Raw genomic sequence first — 17835 nt, 5'->3', positions numbered from 1 at the left:
GCGGAGCGCACCACTACACACTCTATCCGAATTTAGCATTGCTGTCACAGTTTGTAGTACCTTTCGCAGCTACGCACCGAGGCCTGCGGGCAGTTCAAACCTAGCCGCAGACAAGAGGCCATAGGCTCCACGGACATTACGCAGAGCCGGTGTGTTCAGAAAACGGAACCATTGTTCCGCACTACAGCACAACGTCACCCCTGGCCATCAATACGCAGAAAGGGCGCGGAGAGAACCTCCGCGCCCCCTGTGGTTTGCGCCATGCCTGCCTGCTACGGATTCAGGTTCTGATAGAACTCCGTATCCTTGGCAGCATCAAGGTAGCCCTTGAGCTTTTTGATGTTGTTCTTCATGAAGTCCAGCCCCTGCTTGTAGTCCTTGCCCTGCTGGGCGTACCACGCCTCGCGGGACTCGAACACGGCCAGCTTTTCCTGAACATAGCTTTCCAGCACAGCCAGGGCGTCCGAGCCCTTCTGCACAAGCACGTCAGCCTCGGCGCTGCCCTGCGGAGCCTTCTTCCATTCCTTGGCTATGGCCTCAAAGGCATCAAACTTTGCCTCGGCCTCGTTCAGCACTTCCTTGGTCATGGTCTTGTCTTCCGCCTTTGTGGCGTGCGCAAGATTCGGAACAATAACCGCAAGCAACAACGCGACGACGACAACGGATACAAAGCGGTGCAACAGCATCTGAAGCTCCTTGGGTGATATGATGGGCAGAAAACTGCCAATACCTGCACACAGATACCGTAACAATTAGCAGCAAGAACAGGTTCGCACAATCACCCTCGACAATTATGTACTGAGAATCGCAGAAAAAAAGCCCCGCCGGACATTTTCCGGCGGGGCGCAAGATCAATCAGCCCGAGACGTGTGAGAAGCTGCCTACCGTCTCCCCAGCGCCGTGGTCAGCCGCGCCTTGATGTACAGCGAGAGAGACTCCATGGCCCTGTCCACGCAGCGGAACACGGGGTAGCCAAGGGCTTCCAGCGCATCCTTGAAGGGATCGAAGATACGACCGCCGTCCACCACCAGCACCAGCGGCTTCTTGAGGCTTGAGCACATTGCGGCAAGCTCGTCCACGATACGGGCCTTATCCGGCGTGTTGCAATCGCAGGAGGAGTCCGGCAGGTCGCCGTCCGGCTTCACGCCGCAGGCCGCAGGCGCGATAAGCGAATGCATGGCGGGCGTAATGGGCACAAGACCGGCCACCACCGCATCTACGCGGGAGTCCTTGTCCAGCAGACGGATGACCGAGGCAAACACCTCGTCATCGGCTCCGGGATTGATATCCAGAGGATTCTTCACGGTCACGAGGCTTTCCAGACGCTTGCGGCGCACCAGCTCGGTCAGCTGCTCCTGCGTGGCGGGAGAGAACTCCGCCAGTTGCATCTGGTAATCGTCGGTCTGCACATAGTCCGCAATGCCCACGGCCTCAAACCCCGCGCTGGAGAAGCCCGCAATGCGGTTGCCCGCAATGGGCTTGCCGTGCAGGCGCGAGGCCAGCCGCAACAAGTCTTCAAACTGTCCGATATTCTTGGCAACCATGGCACCCGCCTGCGTCAGGCAGGCTTCGCACACGGTGTAGTCTCCGGCCAGCGATGCCGTATGCCCCGAGGTCGCAAGGCGTCCTTCGGGCGTGCGTCCGGCCTTGTAAAAGACAACCTCCTTGCCCGCGTCCACGGCAGCGCGCACAGACCGCGCAAAGGCAAGACCGTCCAGATCGTTGAAGCCCTCGGCATACACGCCGATGACGTCCACGTCCGGCCTGTCCTTGAAATAGGCCATGAAATCGCCCAGCGTCAGGTCCGTCTGGTTGCCCACGGAGACAAGATACGCAGGGTCCAGCGAGGGCCACTGGCTCACGCGGGTGCCCATGAACGCGCCGCTCTGGCTGATGAAGGCCATGTTGCGATGATAGGTGCCGCGCTGCTTGGGCAGCTTCTCTTCCGACAGGAACCACGTGTCATACTTGCCGGGATGCGAAATGATGCCCATGGAGTTGCCGCCGCAGAACACGGGACCGCCGGATTCCGTGGTGTGCGCCGCAGCGATCTTGGCAATGATCTCCTCGGCGCGTTCGCGGCTCTCTTCGGTCTCGCCCAGCCCGCCGGGGATGAGCAGCACAGACTGCGCGGCATTGCGCTCCACGATCTGGTCCACCAGATCGGGCACCATATCCGCGCCCACAGCCACCACGAAGAAGTCCAGCGGCTTCTCCAGCCTGTCCAGACCGGAAACGCAGCGCACGCCGTCCACGCTCTCCGCAGAGGGATGGATGCAGCACATGTTTTCGGCTGGGAATCCCGCCTTGAGGATATTATTGAGGATGATACGCCCGAAGTTCATGCGCGTGGGTGATACGCCGATAATGCCGATGCTCTTGGGGTGCAGCAGGGCGTCTATCTTTGCGATGGGACGCGGCACGCCCGCCGCCTTGGGCTCGGAGAAGGCGCACAGGCCGTCCAGCGGCACCATGCGGTAGTCGCTGAAGGCGAAGGGGTTCACTTCCAGCTCGTCGATGACAAAGGGCGCATCAGGATTATGCGGCGAGAAGTGGTTGGCCACCTTGATCAGTGCGGAAAAGCACTCCACCAGCTGCTCGTCCGTGACCATGCGGGGCTGGCTGCGGGTGAGTCCCGCCAGCTTCTTGTAGGAAACGGTGCGCGAGAACAGTTCGAAAAACGTGATGCCGTCCAGATTGGCCGTGGCTGCGGAAACCAGCGCACGATCCTTGCGGAAATGTTCGGCATAGAGCTCGGTATCCGTGCCGCCCAAGCCAGCGGTAAGCACCATACCGAACTCCCGGGTATTGCGCAGGCCCACGATAAGCTCGTTGCCAAAGGCGTCGCTGTCCGGCGGCATGAACTGCACCAGCAGCACACCCACGATATCAAGGGAAATGGCGGTGAGCAGGGCATCGCCGGAAAGACCGCGGTACTTTTCCGGCGCGCTGGCCGGATGCCGCTCGATGAGCGTCGCGTACTTCTCGGACACCTCATAGAGCATTCTGCGGCAGGTGGCGCGGATCTTGTCCGGCTCCTTGGGCACAATGCGCACGCCGACCACCTCGGTCTTGTGCACGATGGTGGGCGAAACGATCTTCAGCACCACCTTGTCGCCGGGCATGCTCATCAGCTCCTCGTCGTCCGGCATGGCCGTGACGGGCAGCAGCAGGGTGCGCGGGGGCGTTTCAGACCCCAGATGCTTCAGGAACTGGTAGACCTCGTGCTCGAACAGGGCAGAGCGGCCTTCGTCCGCCGCACGACGGAGAACGCCTTCCATGCTCGGCAGATCAACATTGGTCTGCACCTTGCGCAGACGCTCATCCCAACGCTGGGCGAATACGGATTTTCCCCACATCACGATTTTCCTGTCATTGCGTCATATGGACGCAGTATTGTTTATTCAGATACGCTTGCGCAGGTGCCCCCCTGCCTCGCTGCTCTCATTATCCGTACGGATCAGAGGCACGGACAAGCGCTGAAGGGCTTCCCCTGCATGCACCTCAATGAACGGGATACACACGCTGCCTGAGGTACTCACGGCATAATAACGGGCTACTCCCGACAGTATCACAACGCTGTCCCGTTTTCTCCACTTCTTGTAACGTGAAACCTGCTCCGCTGCCACATCTCTTCAGACACCCACCCCGACTTTGAAGAGCAACGCAGCACCACCCCTATACCGGACCATAGCGTTTCTCTTGCCATAGCCGGTAAGGACCGATACTTTTTACACAACGCACTGCGGGGCAACAGCGCCTCTTCCGGTCATGCGGCGATCTGTCCGGCCATCAATCCATGGCAGACCGTCAGAACCTGGCCCTCCGCAGCAAACCTTTTTCACGAGCGAATACATGATACGGTTATTACTGAATATTCTCTGGTTCATTCTTGGCGGCCTGTGGATGGGCATAGGCTGGTACTTTGCCGGTCTGATCATGCTGATCAGCATCATAGGCATTCCGTGGGCCAAGGCCTGCTTTGTCATCGGCACCTTCGCCTTCTGGCCTTTCGGCAAGGAAGTGGTGCGGCGCGAGTACATTACCGGCCGTGACGACATCGGCACCGGCGCACTCGGGCTGCTCGGCAACGTGGTCTGGTTCATCTTCGGCGGAATCTGGCTGGCCATAGGTCACCTGTTTGCGGCCCTGCTGAACTTCATCACCATCATCGGCATTCCCTTCGGCTTCCAGCATCTCAAGCTGGCGGCCATCTGTCTTGCGCCCATCGGCAAGACCGTGGTGGAACGGCCCGATTCCCTTCTCGACTCCTAACAATCAACAGGATGAGTGCAGTATGCGCGTAACGCGTAGTGTTGTGTGTGTTCTGGTATCTCTCATGTGCATTCTGGTGCTCGGTGCTGTTACCGGCTGCCAGAAGGCATACTACGACGCCTTGGAAGCCGTGGGCTTTGAAAAGCGCGAAATGCTTGTGGACCGCTCGGAAGAGCTGCGTGACACGCTTCATCTGGTGAAAACCGAATTCGGCGTGGCCTTCAGCAGACTGGGCACCATCGTCCAGCCCGACGCGCTGGCCCCCGATCAGCAGTATGAACAGGCTCAGGTTCTGTATGACAGCTGTGAAGACCGGTATGATGAGCTGCGCAAAGGCATTGAAAAGACGGAAGACGTAGCCAACGCGCTGTTCGAGGACTGGATCGAACAGACGACCCAGCATCCCGAGGGAAGCATGCGTGCGGCCAGCCAGAAACGTCTGGATGAAACCCGCGAAGCCTTCCGCACCATGATGCGCCCCGTGCGGTCCGCCTCTGACAGGGTGCCCCCCGTACTGAGCGCACTGGAACAGCATGTCATGCATCTGAAGCTGAACCAGAGCCCGCAGGCTTCTGAAAACGTCATCGCCGAACTGGACCGTTCGCAGACCGACCTTCAGGCCCTGCTCGATCACGCCCAGACAGCTATTGACGCAACCAACGGCTTCATCCACTCCATGAGCCGTCAGGTACACAAACAGAGAACGGAACCGCAGGAACAATAGAAAAGACAGGCGGCGCGGGCCGGACCCGTGCCGCCTGCTGTTTTTCATGAGACAAGTCTGCGGCGTCGGCGGCCAAACGGCCAACGCCCGCAGGGAGAGCAAGCGTGAAATCCATCATGATCATCTGCAGGGACGAGACGGACCGCTACACCCTGCTCACAGAACTCGCCAACCACGACGTCCGCGTGTTCCCCACGCTGGATGACGCGCTGGACGTGCTTTCACGCCTCTTCTTTGACGCCGTGTTCATTGATCTGGAAGCCCTTTCCGGCCCCTTCGGTTCCGCCCACAAGGGCATGAAGGAAATCTGGAAACGCCGCCCCTCCTGCGAAGTGGCCGTGCTCACCCCGCCGGAATCCGTACGCCTTGCCGTGGATGCCGTGCGCGACGGAGCCGCGGACTACCTGACCAGCCCCGTGCAACCGGAAGAACTGCATCTGGTCATGAGTCATCTGTTCCGCTCGCTGGAGCTTAAAAGCGAGATCGGCGCACAGACAGACGACCAGTGGCAGGAAAAGGCGCTGGGCAGCCTGCAGACCCAAAGCCCCCATATGCAGGCGCTGTACGAAAAGGTGGAACGCGTGGCGGGCACCCGCAGCACGGTGCTGATCACGGGCGAAACCGGCACGGGTAAAAGTTTTCTTGCGCGTCTCATCCACCAGAACAGCAAACGTCGCGGACGCCAGTTCATCAGCGTGCACTGCGGCGCCATTCCGGAGCCGCTGACCGAGAGCGAACTCTTCGGCCATGAAAAAGGCGCGTTCACCGGAGCCATCAAGCGCAAGGCCGGGAAATTTGAACTGGCCGAAGGCGGCACCATCTTTCTGGATGAAATAGGCACCATCAGCCACGCCACACAGGTCAAACTGCTCAGCGTGCTGCAGGACAGGGAATTCCAGCGCGTGGGCGGTGAAGAAACCATTCCCTGCAACGTGCGCGTCATTGCCGCCACCAACGAAGATCTGGAAACGCTGGTGCGCAAGGGTCAGTTCCGCCGCGACCTCTTCTATCGGCTGAACGTCTTTCCCATCGAGGTGCCCCCGCTGCGCGAACGCCGCGAGGACATTCCGCAACTCGCCACCCAGTTCATCCAGCGCTCCAAGCCCATCGGCAAGGAGATCCACTCCATCCACCCCAAGGTGCTGGACGCCTTCCTGCGCTACGACTGGCCCGGCAACGTGCGCGAACTGGAAAACCTTGTGGAGCGGGCCTGCATTCTGGAGACAGGATTCGTCCTTTCGCCGGAGAGCGTACCGCAGGACCTGTTCGGCGAAGACCGCTGCCCCGTCTCCTTCCAGACGGATACCGACCTTCCCCTCGCCGAGGCCCGCCAGCAGGCCGTTGACCGCTTTGAACGCATGTATCTTGCGCAGCTGCTCACCGTCACACGCGGCAGCATTTCGCAAACTGCGGAAAAAGCAGGCATAACCACCCGTCAGCTGCATAAATTGATGACCCGACACGGCTTGCGTAAAGAAATTTTCAAATAATCTTTGTCCGCACACTCCGGGGCGACCAAAAATAAGAACCCGCAGTTCCTGTATGCATATTCGGAACTGCGGGTTCTTGTTATGGCATTACAAACGCCTTTCCCCCAGCTTTTCAGCGAGTTAGACAATCTACGTCGCCAAACCGCCACTTTTTGCTATATGTGCACTCAGTCACATAAGAACTCCCAGTTCCGACACATAGACAGCCACAAACCATAAAGTAAATAAAACCAGCATGATACCACTTTGGCACAGGCCATGCTTTATGGAGAATCAAAGCACATGCAAAAATGCTCTGCGGCAAACCGGCCCATCCGGAACAACCGCCGAAGGCTTCAAGGGGAGGCCATACGGCAACACCGCAGAACAGCATATATCCAAAAGGCCCGAGCCAAGGCAGTAGGCAAAGGCCGCATAAAAGGAAGATCGCCATGTCCACCAAGCAGTCCATGTTTGCCCGTTTCGCCGCCGTACTGGTACTTTGCGCCGTATTCGCAGCCTTCATCGCCTCCGCTCCTCAGGCAGCTCAGAAGGCTTACACCCCCGAAACCGCAAAGGCCGCCAAGATCACCGTTGGTCACGATGTTGTCTTCTCCGGCACCATTGCCGAACAGAACGACGAATACTTCCTGCAGCTTCCCGGTCAGGAAGTGTACTACAAGCTCGACGGCATTCACGACTACTCCATGAACGGCGCCGAAGTGATCATCAAGGGTATGGTCAAGCTGGTGAACCAGTCCGAAGCAGTCATCGACGTGCGTCAGTACGAGATCACCGGCGGCAACCAGCCCGCAGCTGCTCCGGTAACCCTGTAAAATTAACACCCCTGACGGCGGAGCCGGCAACACTCCGCCGTTACCATAGGCCGTAGTTGCAACAACGTGTGTGGCGGCAACCGCACACGGGCACAAAAGCCACGGCAACAGTGCATGGGCCTCATCCTCCTCCGGGCCCAACAACCGGAACCCCATGCACGGCTCGAAGTGCCGAAAAACTCCACAGCCACTACGACCACATGGAAAAGCGCTCCCGAGGCAACAACGGGAGCGCTTCTTTTTTGTCCTGTATCAGACCGTGGCGCTATTCCACGCCCCTCCGCCTGACGCACCCAGCGCCCCCATCTCACGGTACCTCAATGCCGCGGTTCGCCCCACTCCCCGCCTCCCGACACAAAAACGTCACGCAAAAGACTTCCCGCTCGCATTGACATATCCGCATGGGCGGATATGATCTCCCCATGCAACAACTCGCAGATCAGCTCAAAACCCTGTCGGAACCGACCAGACTGCGCATTGTCCGGCTGCTGATGCACGGAGAACTGTGCATCTGTGACCTCATGGCAGCGCTGGACCTGCCCCAGTCCACCATCTCGCGCCACATGTCCTTTCTGAAGCGCGCAGGATGGGTGAACGGCAGGCGAAGCACCAAGTGGGTCTATTACAGCCTCGCCATTGCCCGCGACCCCGCGCACGCCACCCTGCTTGCCACACTGAAGGAACTTCTGCCGCCCCGGCCGGAAGCAAAAGAGGATGATGCGCGCCTGCAGCAACATCTTGCCGCCAAAACCACCGCCGCCTGTGCCGATACCGCACAGAAACCCTGCAACGGATAACGGAGCCAGCAATGACCGAATCCCTCATGAAAAAGCTGTCCTTTCTGGACCGCTACCTCACTCTATGGATATTTCTCGCCATGTTTGCCGGTGTAGGCATCGGCTACCTGTATCCGGCCGTAAAGGATGTGATCAACAGCGTGCAGGTGGGCACCACCAACATTCCCATCGCCATCGGCCTTGTGCTCATGATGTATCCGCCGCTGGCCAAGGTGCGGTATGAGCAGCTCGGTCAGGTCTTCCGCAACGGCCGCGTGCTGCTGCTCTCGCTGGTGCAGAACTGGATCATCGGCCCCGTGCTCATGTTCGGGCTGGCCATTTCCTTCCTTTCCGGACAGCATGAATACATGGTGGGACTCATTCTCATCGGCCTTGCCCGCTGCATCGCCATGGTCATCGTATGGAACGATCTGGCCAAAGGCGACCGCGAATACTGCGCCGGGCTGGTCGCCTTCAACTCCGTGTTTCAGGTGCTGTTCTTCTCCGTTTACGCCTATGTATTCATCACCGTGCTGCCCGCGTGGTTCGGGCTTGAGGGTGCCGTGGTGGACATCTCTATCGGCCAGATCGCCGAAAGTGTGTTCATCTATCTGGGCATTCCCTTCCTCGGCGGCATGGTCACTCGCTTTGCGGGCCTTCGCCTGAAAGGCCGCGACTGGTACGAGCAGGTGTTCATTCCCAAGATAAGCCCGCTCACGCTGATCTTTCTGCTCTTCACCATTCTGGTCATGTTCTCCCTCAAGGGCGACAAGGTTGTGGAACTGCCGCTGGACGTGCTGACCATTGCCCTGCCGCTGACCATCTACTTTCTGGTCATGTTCCTTGTGTCCTTCTTCCTTTCCTACAAGGCAGACGCCACGTATGAACAGGCGACCACGCTCAGCTTCACCGCCGCGTCAAACAACTTCGAGCTGGCCATTGCCGTGGCCATTGCCGTGTTCGGCATCGATTCCGGCGAAGCCTTTGCCGCCGTCATCGGCCCGCTGGTGGAAGTACCCGTTCTCATCGCACTGGTGAACGTGGCCCTGCACTTCAAGAAGCGGTACTTCCCGCACGCCAAGGCGACTCCGAGCGGGGTTTGCCATGTGCGCTGTCCGCAGGAATAGCCGATTGAAAGGATCACCCTGAAAAAGCCCCCGTCCGTGCGGACGGGGGCCTTTTTGTGTGATCTGATGGGTATTGCGATATGAAAACCCCAGATCAGTCAGAATAGTAAAGCCTGAACAATATGGCGTACGAAGGCACCGATCCCCACATATCATTACAAGAAGAGCACGGGCCATGCTACGTTGCAAGATCGAGAGGTGTCCGGACTGAAGACCGGGGGGATATGGCGATGGCTGATGTGACCATGCGACAGCATCCGACAGCGTTGTTTAACGCGGCTCGCCCGAACGTCTTTTGAAGATTGTCATTCGTAATCCATAACTGAGGAAGTCCGATGGAACAACTTTCACAACTATTACGAGACAATGAATCATGGCTTATGGTGCGCATACTTTCGTACGCCAAGCTGCATAATTTCACCAAATATACTTCGACGTTACTCGATGCCTGGCGCTTGTCCATATCCGGCCTGACAAATGCCCTGTGCACGAGCCTTCATAAGCATGGGGGGGAAGAGCCGCAATTCAACCCTGATGAAGATTATACTTCCGACCCTGTTACAGAGTTCGGGAGGCTGGAAGCCAAGCGCCACCGGGAACGCGGCATTACTATAAGCATGTTTCTCGGGCTCCTTAAGTACTACAGGGACACATATATTGACCTTGTGGAAGAGAAGTGCCCTGAAGAGATAAAAGCAGCATCTATGCGCTTTGTCCTAAGAAGCTTCGACCGATTTGAAATCGCTTTGTGTGCTGAGTGGGTGGCCACGGAAAGCCAGGAGCAGATTTCTACGCTTGAAGAAGCAAACCGCCGACTCTCCAATGAAAAAAACAAGTATCTTACCGTGTTCGAAAGCACCCCCAGACCAGCACTCCTGATAGATAAGGATGGACTGCTGGACACGTTGAATCTTGCCGCATCAAACTTGCTGGGGTTGGAAAAGATATCTGGCGAGACATACTATTCAGGGGGGCATAGCACCGCAAATGGAAATATGAAAAGGCTTCGCAAGCCCTTTACGGACTATCTGCCGTGGCTGAAAGAAGAGGCAAACCTGTTTTCTGAAGGAGATCTTCTTTTCCACAGAACGGAGGTCAAATACGAATCATCCGGCGCAAACCAATACTTTGATGTGTTTTTTGCCAGAATGCTGGATGTATCAGATAAATATTCAGGCATTCTGATAATTCTCGACGACATTACGCAAAGAAAGAAACTGGAGATCGAATTAAGCCACTTAGCCACAACGGACGCTCTCACCGGTGCAAACAATCGCCATCGTTTTCTGGAGAGGGCTGAAGAAGAATTCGTTCGTTCCAGCCGCTATAACAGGCCGCTATCGCTTCTGATGCTTGATATTGATTATTTCAAGAACATCAATGACACATTCGGCCACGCAGCCGGAGACGATGTTCTCAGAGCTCTTTCCACAGCCTGTCGCAGAATGTTCCGGCAGATTGATATTTTTGGAAGAGTCGGTGGCGAAGAATTTGCGGTTATCCTGCCGGAGACACCCATAGATGTTGCTACCAGCGTAGCCGAACGCCTCAGACAAACCTTGGCCCTACTGCGGGTTGAAGGCTATAATGGCAGCATTTCATTCACAGTATCCATTGGTGTGGTTGAGCGAGAGGATGGTCAGAACATTTCTGATGTCATGTACTATGCAGATAAGGCACTTTACAAAGCCAAAAACGCAGGAAGAAACAGGGTTGTTGCTGGAGATGTAACAGCTGAGAAAAATACAACATTTTAAGCGCTGCTGATGCAGCCTGACCCGTATTCCTTGTGCGGCGGCTTGTCCGTTGAAGCCACCGCACGTCTTCCTGCCCCAGCCGCCATGACAAGAAAAAGTCCCCGCTGTTCAATGAAAACAGCGGGGACTTCATACATGTCGTGTTTTGCCTGAGGCAGCCCTTATTTGCCGGGCTCGTCCTTGTGGCGGAAGTGGATGAGCGAGGCACCCAGCTCTTCCTCCAGCATGCGGGAAAGGGGGTGTTCTTCCACCTCCTTGCGCAGCTCGGCATAGGGGCGCACACGGCTGGTGGGTTCCAGCACGGCAAGGCTGGTTTCCGGCCCGAACCACTGACGGACGCGCTCGTTCAGGATGGCAAGAAGCCCCGCTTCGTTCAGGCGGTCATACTGAATGCCGGACTGCGTAAGAATGCGCAGTTCATTCCCTGAGAACTCGCCCTTGGCGGAATACAGGATATTCACGCTGCGGCCGCCTTCACCATTCTGCTGCTTGCAGAACTCCAGAAAATTCTCCCAGTTGCGCGGCCCTGCATACGTGGCTGGGTCCAGCACGGGGGCTTCGGCAACTTCAGCATCCTGAGCCTGATCACCATTCAGTCCCGAATGCCCCATGAACGGAGAGGAGCCCTGACCTCCGTCGGCAGCGCTTTCCTGAGAAGACATAGCCTCGTCATAGGTTGCAGGCGGGGCGGGCGGAGGCCCGTCCATACCTGCGGCACCGCCGAACTCGGGCGGCAGGTCCGCCGGGGGGCCATCCAGATATCCGACAGGCGGGCCGTCGTTGTCCATGGGGCCAGGCATTCCGGCGGATGGAGGCACATCACGGCCTGCCGCAGCCTGCGCGGCACGTCTGTGCGGAGGCTCAGGCCGTCGGGCATGGGGCGCGAGCCCGGCACCGGCGGGGGGCATGGCACCGGCCTGAGTGCCGGAGAAAGAGGAAGCGGTTCCGGTTGCGGCAGACGGTGCATCAGGCATGTTGCCCGACTGGTTCGCGGCACCGGCTGCGGCATCAAAAGGGTTTGTCGGCCCCCTGCCCTGCGGCGCTGTTGGCGCTGAAGGCCGTGGCGCACCGCCTTGTGCGGGCTGCTGGCCAGCGGGACGCGCGCCGCCGCGAGACAGCTGCTCCATGTTCAGAAGCTTGGGCAGGAAGGTCAGGTTCAGCAGCAGAAGCTCCAGCGCCATGGCGGGCTCAAGGCTTGTCAGCACGCGGCGCTGGCCTTCCAGCGTGAGCTGCCAGCAGGCATGCACGTGCGACAGTTCGAATTCGGGCACCCATGCCAGCCACTGGCGGGCTTCCGCCTCTGGCAGGTCCAGCAGCGGCAGCGCCTGCTCTCCGGCCTGCTTGAGCATGAACAGGTTGCGCCACGTGGTGGCGAGTTCACGCAGGAAGTAGCCGATATCCACGCCCTGATCCAGAATCTCGCGGATGACGGAAGACACCGCCACCACATCCTGCGCCTTCATGGCCTCCATGACCTTGAAAAACAGTTCCTGCCCCGCAAGACCGAGAATGGAGCGCACGGAGCTTTCCAGCAGCGTTTCATGCCCCAGCGCCAGAACCTGTCCCATGAGCGACATGGAATCGCGCACGGAACCGGCCGCACGGCGGGCGATGAGCTTGACCGCCTGCGGTTCGAAGGCGCGTTGCTCCCTGCCCAGAATGTTGGTCAGGTGCGCTTCCAGCTCATGCTCGCCGAGACGCTTGAAAATGTAATGCTGGCAGCGGCTGATGATGGTGATGGGAAATTTGTGCGGCTCCGTGGTGGCCATGATGAAGGTCACGCCCTTGGGCGGTTCTTCCAGCGTCTTGAGCAGCGCGTTAAAGGATTCGCGGGTCAGCATGTGCGCTTCGTCGATGATGAAGACCTTGTAACGGCCTTCCATGGGAGCATAGCCGATGGATTCGCGCAGGCGGCGGGCATCATCGATGCCGCGGTTGGATGCACCGTCGATCTCCACCACGTCCACGTGCATGCCCTGCGTGATCTTGCGGCAGTGCTCGCATACGTTGCAGGGTTCGGCCGCGGGCGCGTTCACACAGTTGAGCGACTTGGCGAAAATGCGGGCAATGGTGGTCTTGCCCACGCCCCGCGTGCCGCTGAAGAGATAGGCGGGCGCTATGCGGTCTTCCCGTGCCGCGCGGGAGAGGATGGCCTTGATGGTCTCCTGTCCTGCCACATCGGCAAAGGTCTGCGGACGGTATGCTGTAGTCAGAGATGCTGTGCTCATGGTTCCCTGCGTTATGGAGATGACATTACGAAACTGGCGGCAGATCATGCGGACCGGCTGCGGTATCGCTACGATTCAGGTTGCGATACCGCACCGTCGCCACGCCGCGCCGGAAGGGGACTCTGCCATTCCGGACAATGGGACAGGCTAAAGAAAATCCGGCCAAGAGGCAAGCCGACGCATCGGGCTAGTGCTTCAAGTTTGCGCGCCGCAGCAGCCCCCCTCCCTCAAGGGACAAAAGCAAAACGCCGCTATAACGTTTTTGCGTCCCGCATCATTCTGAGATACACTCCTTCACGAGACACACGCACTATCAGCCAGAGGGGTCTGATGCTGAACCGGCGACACTTCCTACAACACATCTGCGGCTGCACGGCCGCTCTTGCCGTTCAGTCGCTGCTGCCTGCACCAGTCCGGGCAGCCGCGGCCATTTCCAGTTCCACGCTGGACGGCACGGCATTGCATCTGGCACCGCAGGCGGGCGCCTACGACCTGCATATCCGCGACTATTACGACAAGATGCGCCACTTCGACTCGCCCTTCGAAGGTGACATCATCCTGCAGGGCGAACACCGCGACATTCTGTACCGGACGCTCCAGCGAATCCAGCGCATGGTGGATACCGTTGGCTACGCCAATTTCTCCCTGCTCGGCTTTGACGATGCCGTCCGGCTGGGCCGCAACTATCCCAAAATCGGCACCTTCACGAAGAACGAGCTGGAATTCATGGAGTGCCAGTTTTACGCAGATGCGGCCATATACGGTTTTTACGGGGTCAAGGTCATCACGCGGCTGACGGAGCGGATCAGCCAGAAGAATGTGATCAAGGTTCCCTACAGCGGCAACTACCTGTTCAAAGGAGAACCGCACGACACGTGGCTTGCCATTCAGAAAACGCTTGGCAACACGGTGGTGCTCACCTCTGGCGTACGCGGCGTGATGAAGCAATTTCACCTGTTCCTGAACAAGGCCGTCCAGAACGATGCGAACCTTTCGCTCGCTTCCCGTTCCCTTGCGCCTCCAGGCTACTCCTTCCACGGAGTGAGCGACTTTGACGTGGGACAGCGGGACTTCGGCGAATACAATTTCACGGATCGCTTCACCGAGACGGATGTGTTCGCACGGCTTGCGGAACTGGGCTATCTTACCCTGCGCTACCCACGCGGCAACCGGCTGGGCGTGCGTTTCGAACCATGGCATGTGAAAGTGAATCAGGCATGAAATACATACTCGGACTCCTTCTCGTACTCTGCACAACGCTTGCGGCGCATGCCCGCAACCCGCTGGACTTCACCCTGCTCAAACTGGGCAACGATCCTGCCGGCCCCACACTGCTGGTCATAGGCGGCATTCAGGGCGACGAGCCCGGGGGCTTCAACGCCGCAGGGGTGCTGGCCAGCCACTACGCCATTACCAAGGGCAACGTCTGGGTGGTGCCCAACCTGAACTTCCCGAGCATCATCAACCGGTCACGCGGCCTGCACGGAGACATGAACCGCAAGTTCGCGCGGCTGGGCAAGGAAGATCCCGAATACAACACTGTCGAGAAAATCAAGTCCATCATCCTGCATCCGCAGGTAGACCTCATTCTGAACCTGCACGACGGCAGCGGATTCTACAGACCGAAGTGGGAGAATTCCGTCCGCAACCCCGACCGCTGGGGACAGAGCGTGATTATTGACCAAGAATCGCTTGAAGACTCCCGCTTCGGCAATCTGGCGGCCATGGCCACGGTTGCCGTTGCAGACGCAAACAACGCCCTGCTGGTGCCGGAACACCTGTACCATCTCAAGAACACCCGCACGCGCGACGGCGATGTGGAGATGGAAAAGACCCTCACCTATTTTGCCATAAACCACGGCAAACCCGCCTTCGGCGTGGAGGCCAGCAAGTCGTTCAATACGGCCACGCGCGCCTACTACCACGTGCGCATTCTAGAATCCTTCATGCGGCAGGCCGGAATCCGGTTCGAGCGCGACTTCACCCTCACGCCCGAGGGGCTGGAAGCGGCGATGAACCGCAACCTGCATCTGGCCTTTCATGACGGCAGGCTGAAGCTGGATATGGACAACATCCGCAGCACACTGCGCTATATGCCGCTCAGCCGCAATGCAGGCAATGACTTCATCCCTTCAAAACCCCTGCTCACCGTGGTGGACGAAGGCAACGGCTACAGGGTCTATTACGGAAACAACCGTATCACCCAGCTCATGCCGCAGTATTTTGATTATGACGACAGCCTCAAGACGCTGCGTCTCATGGTTGACGGCAAACAGACAGCAGCCCCCATAGGCAGCATGGTGCAGGTGGGCGAAGCATTCGAAGTGACGCCGGAAGAAGGGTATCGCGTCAATGTCATCGGCTTCACACGATCCGGCGTGGAGAACGAATGCGGCATCTCAATCAGCAAGAACGACATCATGGATGCCTATTCCATTGATAAAGCGGGAACCGTGTATCGTGTTGAAGTCTATCGTGAAAATAAATTCTCAGGCATGGTGCTTGTTCGCTTCGGTGATGCCAACGTGCATCTCGTGCAGAACAACGCCCCCCCTTCCGAGGATACGATGGGGCGCTGATGGCACGTAGCGGATCCGAATCGTTTCAAACCCAATCATTTCATTTTTCTGTAAGCTGTTGCAGCAGGTATTATCTCATGGCATACTTTCCGCCACGCATATGCGCGGCGCGCTGCAGAATCCCTACCAGCACCAGAACTGTCTGGCGCACCCGCCGAATGGAGGTTTGCTGAAGACCTATGCAGGACATGACGACTGACCGTACCTTCCGAAGATACCCCTTCCTGTATGGAGTATTCCTGTTTGTCGTACTGCTCATGGCCGTGACATGGACCATCTATGAAGAGCAGCGTCAGATGGACTACATAGACTCGCGCCTGAAAACCGCAGCCCTCTCCATCAAGCACATGCTCGCCGAGGACTTCCATGACCGCGCAACGGGACCGGATTCCATCTCCTACGAAGAGGAAATGGAAAATCGCAAACGCGTCAACGACCTCACGCTCTTTTCAGGTCTCACCTACGCCTATACGGTAGTTGGCAACCACGGAAAATATTTCTTCGCCGCCCCCACCGTCAGTGAAGAAGAGGCTGCAAGCCGGAAGCGCTGGTATTACTACCCCTACGAAGACGTGCCGGACAGTTTTGTTTCCGCACTTCGTACCGGCAGGGCGGTCTTTGCCTCCTATACCGACCAATGGGGAACCTTCCGGTCGGTGGTAATTCCGGAAACTTCTCCCGGAGGGCGCACCTATCTTGCCTGCGCAGACTACGACATTTCGCACATCACCGCTCTCAGGGTCCGCAACTTCTTCATTGCTGCCATCATTACCGCAGCCCTCATTCTCGCCTCACTGCCGCTTCAGGCGCTCTATCACCGATCCGTCAAGCGTTTCGTGCAGGAGCTGACTAACATCAACGGCGAACTCATCCGCGCCAAGGAGGCGGCAGAGGCAGCAACGCAGGCCAAATCCCTCTTCCTAGCCAACATGAGTCACGAGTTCAGAACCCCGCTCAACGGCATTGCCGGCGTTCTGCAGATGCTTCAGACCCAGATCACGCATCCCGGCCAGAAGGAACTGCTCTCCATGGCCATTCAATCCAGCGAGCGTCTTTCGCGGCTCATTTCTGATCTGCTCGACCTTGCGAAAATAGAAGCGGGCAAAATCGACATCATTTCCCGCCCCTTCATCCTGCGTGACCTGCTGGATGATGTGGCAGGCCATTTTGCCCAGCGATACAAGAACAATGCAGTGACCTTTCGTTCAGACATTGACGAAGCCATCCCCCGATGCGTGGAAGGTGATGCTGAACGCCTGCATCAGGTGCTGGCAAACCTCATGAGCAATGCCTGCAAGTATACAGACGCAGGCACCATCGCACTGACGGCCCGCCTACTTTCAGTGCAGAACGGCACCAAGGCCAAGGTGATCTTCACCGTCGAAGATACGGGCTGCGGCATTGAACCGGAAACACTGCCCTTTCTGCTCGAACCGTTTTCACAGGCCGATCAGAGCTTCACGAGAAAGCATCAGGGAGCCGGTCTTGGACTGGCCATCTGCAAGACCCTTGTTGCCGAGATGGGCGGGGTATTTACCATTGAAAGCAAAACCGGGTTGGGTACCAAGGTCTCATTTACCATTCCGCTGGCCTTTTCCTCCTCCGATGAGGCTCAGTTGCGAGCAAGCAAGCCGGTGACTCCGGTCAAGGGCAAACGAAGCGTACTGATCGTGGAGGACGACCCTGTCACGCAGCATGTTGTGAAAACCCTGCTCACGGAACGGGAGTGGGTCACACAGGCTGTAAACAACGGACAAGAGGCGCTGGACACCCTGCTTGAAAAGCCCTTTGACCTTGTCCTGCTCGACATCCAGCTCCCCGTCATGAATGGCGTTGAAATGCTACAGAAGCTGCGCAACGACAAACAGTATCAGCGAATCGCAGCTACCCCTGTCGTGGTACTCACCGCCTACGCCATGAAGGGTGACAAAGAACGTTTCCTGGAAGCAGGAGCCAACGGCTATATCTCCAAGCCCTTCTCCCATGAGGAGTTCTGGGGCATCATCAATAAATGGGTGTCCGCTTCCCCCCATAAAAGGAAAGGGGAAAAGGCATAACCTGCCG

13 protein-coding genes are annotated in these 17835 nt (G+C 58.0%); 10 read left to right on the top strand and 3 right to left on the bottom strand.

The annotated features are described in order from the left end of the window. Positions 1-272 precede the first annotated feature (272 nt). Together N1030_RS13475 and N1030_RS13470 are read right to left on the bottom strand one after the other, a co-directional pair. Positions 273-686: a hypothetical protein gene (locus N1030_RS13475; RefSeq protein WP_265825994.1), complete on the bottom strand. Its 414-nt coding sequence runs from the start codon at positions 684-686 to the stop codon at positions 273-275. 195 nt (positions 687-881) lie between these two features. Then, a complete protein-coding gene (locus N1030_RS13470; protein ID WP_420842813.1) occupies positions 882-3359 on the bottom strand; it encodes an acetate--CoA ligase family protein in 2478 nt (825 codons plus the stop codon). A 496-nt stretch (positions 3360-3855) separates the two neighbouring features. Between N1030_RS13470 and N1030_RS13465 the strand changes: the two genes are divergently transcribed. From N1030_RS13465 to N1030_RS13435, 7 genes are all read left to right on the top strand, one after another. Further along, entirely contained in the window at positions 3856-4275 is a 420-nt protein-coding gene (locus N1030_RS13465; protein ID WP_265825993.1) for a YccF domain-containing protein, read from the top strand. A 22-nt stretch (positions 4276-4297) separates the two neighbouring features. Continuing rightward, positions 4298-4999 carry a DUF2959 family protein gene (locus N1030_RS13460; RefSeq protein WP_265825992.1) on the top strand — a complete coding sequence of 234 codons (702 nt, stop codon included), beginning with the start codon at positions 4298-4300 and terminating at the stop codon, positions 4997-4999. Positions 5000-5103: 104 nt separating this feature from the next. Continuing rightward, complete coding sequence (locus tag N1030_RS13455) at positions 5104-6489, top strand: sigma-54-dependent transcriptional regulator (protein WP_265825991.1); 1386 nt, start codon at positions 5104-5106, stop codon at positions 6487-6489. A 431-nt stretch (positions 6490-6920) separates the two neighbouring features. Continuing rightward, entirely contained in the window at positions 6921-7304 is a 384-nt protein-coding gene (locus tag N1030_RS13450; RefSeq protein WP_265825990.1) for a hypothetical protein, read from the top strand. Positions 7305-7726: 422 nt separating this feature from the next. Beyond that, positions 7727-8101: an ArsR/SmtB family transcription factor gene (locus N1030_RS13445; protein ID WP_265825989.1), complete on the top strand. Its 375-nt coding sequence runs from the start codon at positions 7727-7729 to the stop codon at positions 8099-8101. 11 nt (positions 8102-8112) lie between these two features. After that, complete coding sequence (gene arsB / locus N1030_RS13440; RefSeq protein ID WP_276038012.1) at positions 8113-9207, top strand: ACR3 family arsenite efflux transporter; 1095 nt, start codon at positions 8113-8115, stop codon at positions 9205-9207. A 335-nt stretch (positions 9208-9542) separates the two neighbouring features. Then, complete coding sequence (locus N1030_RS13435; protein WP_265825988.1) at positions 9543-10964, top strand: sensor domain-containing diguanylate cyclase; 1422 nt, start codon at positions 9543-9545, stop codon at positions 10962-10964. Between the two features lie 161 nt (positions 10965-11125). On the opposite strand, the gene dnaX is transcribed toward N1030_RS13435, so the two are convergent. Next, complete coding sequence (gene dnaX / locus N1030_RS13430; RefSeq protein ID WP_265825987.1) at positions 11126-13192, bottom strand: DNA polymerase III subunit gamma/tau; 2067 nt, start codon at positions 13190-13192, stop codon at positions 11126-11128. Positions 13193-13522: 330 nt separating this feature from the next. On the opposite strand from dnaX, the gene N1030_RS13425 reads away from it, so the two are divergent. The 3 genes from N1030_RS13425 (at position 13523) to N1030_RS13415 (ending at position 17828) form a co-directional block, all read left to right on the top strand. Next, a complete protein-coding gene (locus N1030_RS13425; RefSeq protein ID WP_265825986.1) occupies positions 13523-14413 on the top strand; it encodes a M15 family metallopeptidase in 891 nt (296 codons plus the stop codon). After that, entirely contained in the window at positions 14410-15771 is a 1362-nt protein-coding gene (locus tag N1030_RS13420) for a M14 family metallopeptidase (RefSeq protein WP_265825985.1), read from the top strand. Before N1030_RS13425 ends, N1030_RS13420 begins: the two co-directional genes overlap by 4 nt. Before the next feature lie 188 nt (positions 15772-15959). Beyond that, positions 15960-17828: an ATP-binding protein gene (locus N1030_RS13415; RefSeq protein WP_265825984.1), complete on the top strand. Its 1869-nt coding sequence runs from the start codon at positions 15960-15962 to the stop codon at positions 17826-17828. Positions 17829-17835: the final 7 nt, after the last annotated feature.

Origin of the sequence: Desulfovibrio mangrovi, from assembly GCF_026230175.1 — a bacterium.
In the GTDB taxonomy this organism is placed as follows: domain Bacteria; phylum Desulfobacterota; class Desulfovibrionia; order Desulfovibrionales; family Desulfovibrionaceae; genus Halodesulfovibrio; species Halodesulfovibrio mangrovi.
The sequence above is the reverse complement of the archived record's forward strand: the minus strand, read 5'-3'. Positions and strand labels throughout refer to the sequence as shown.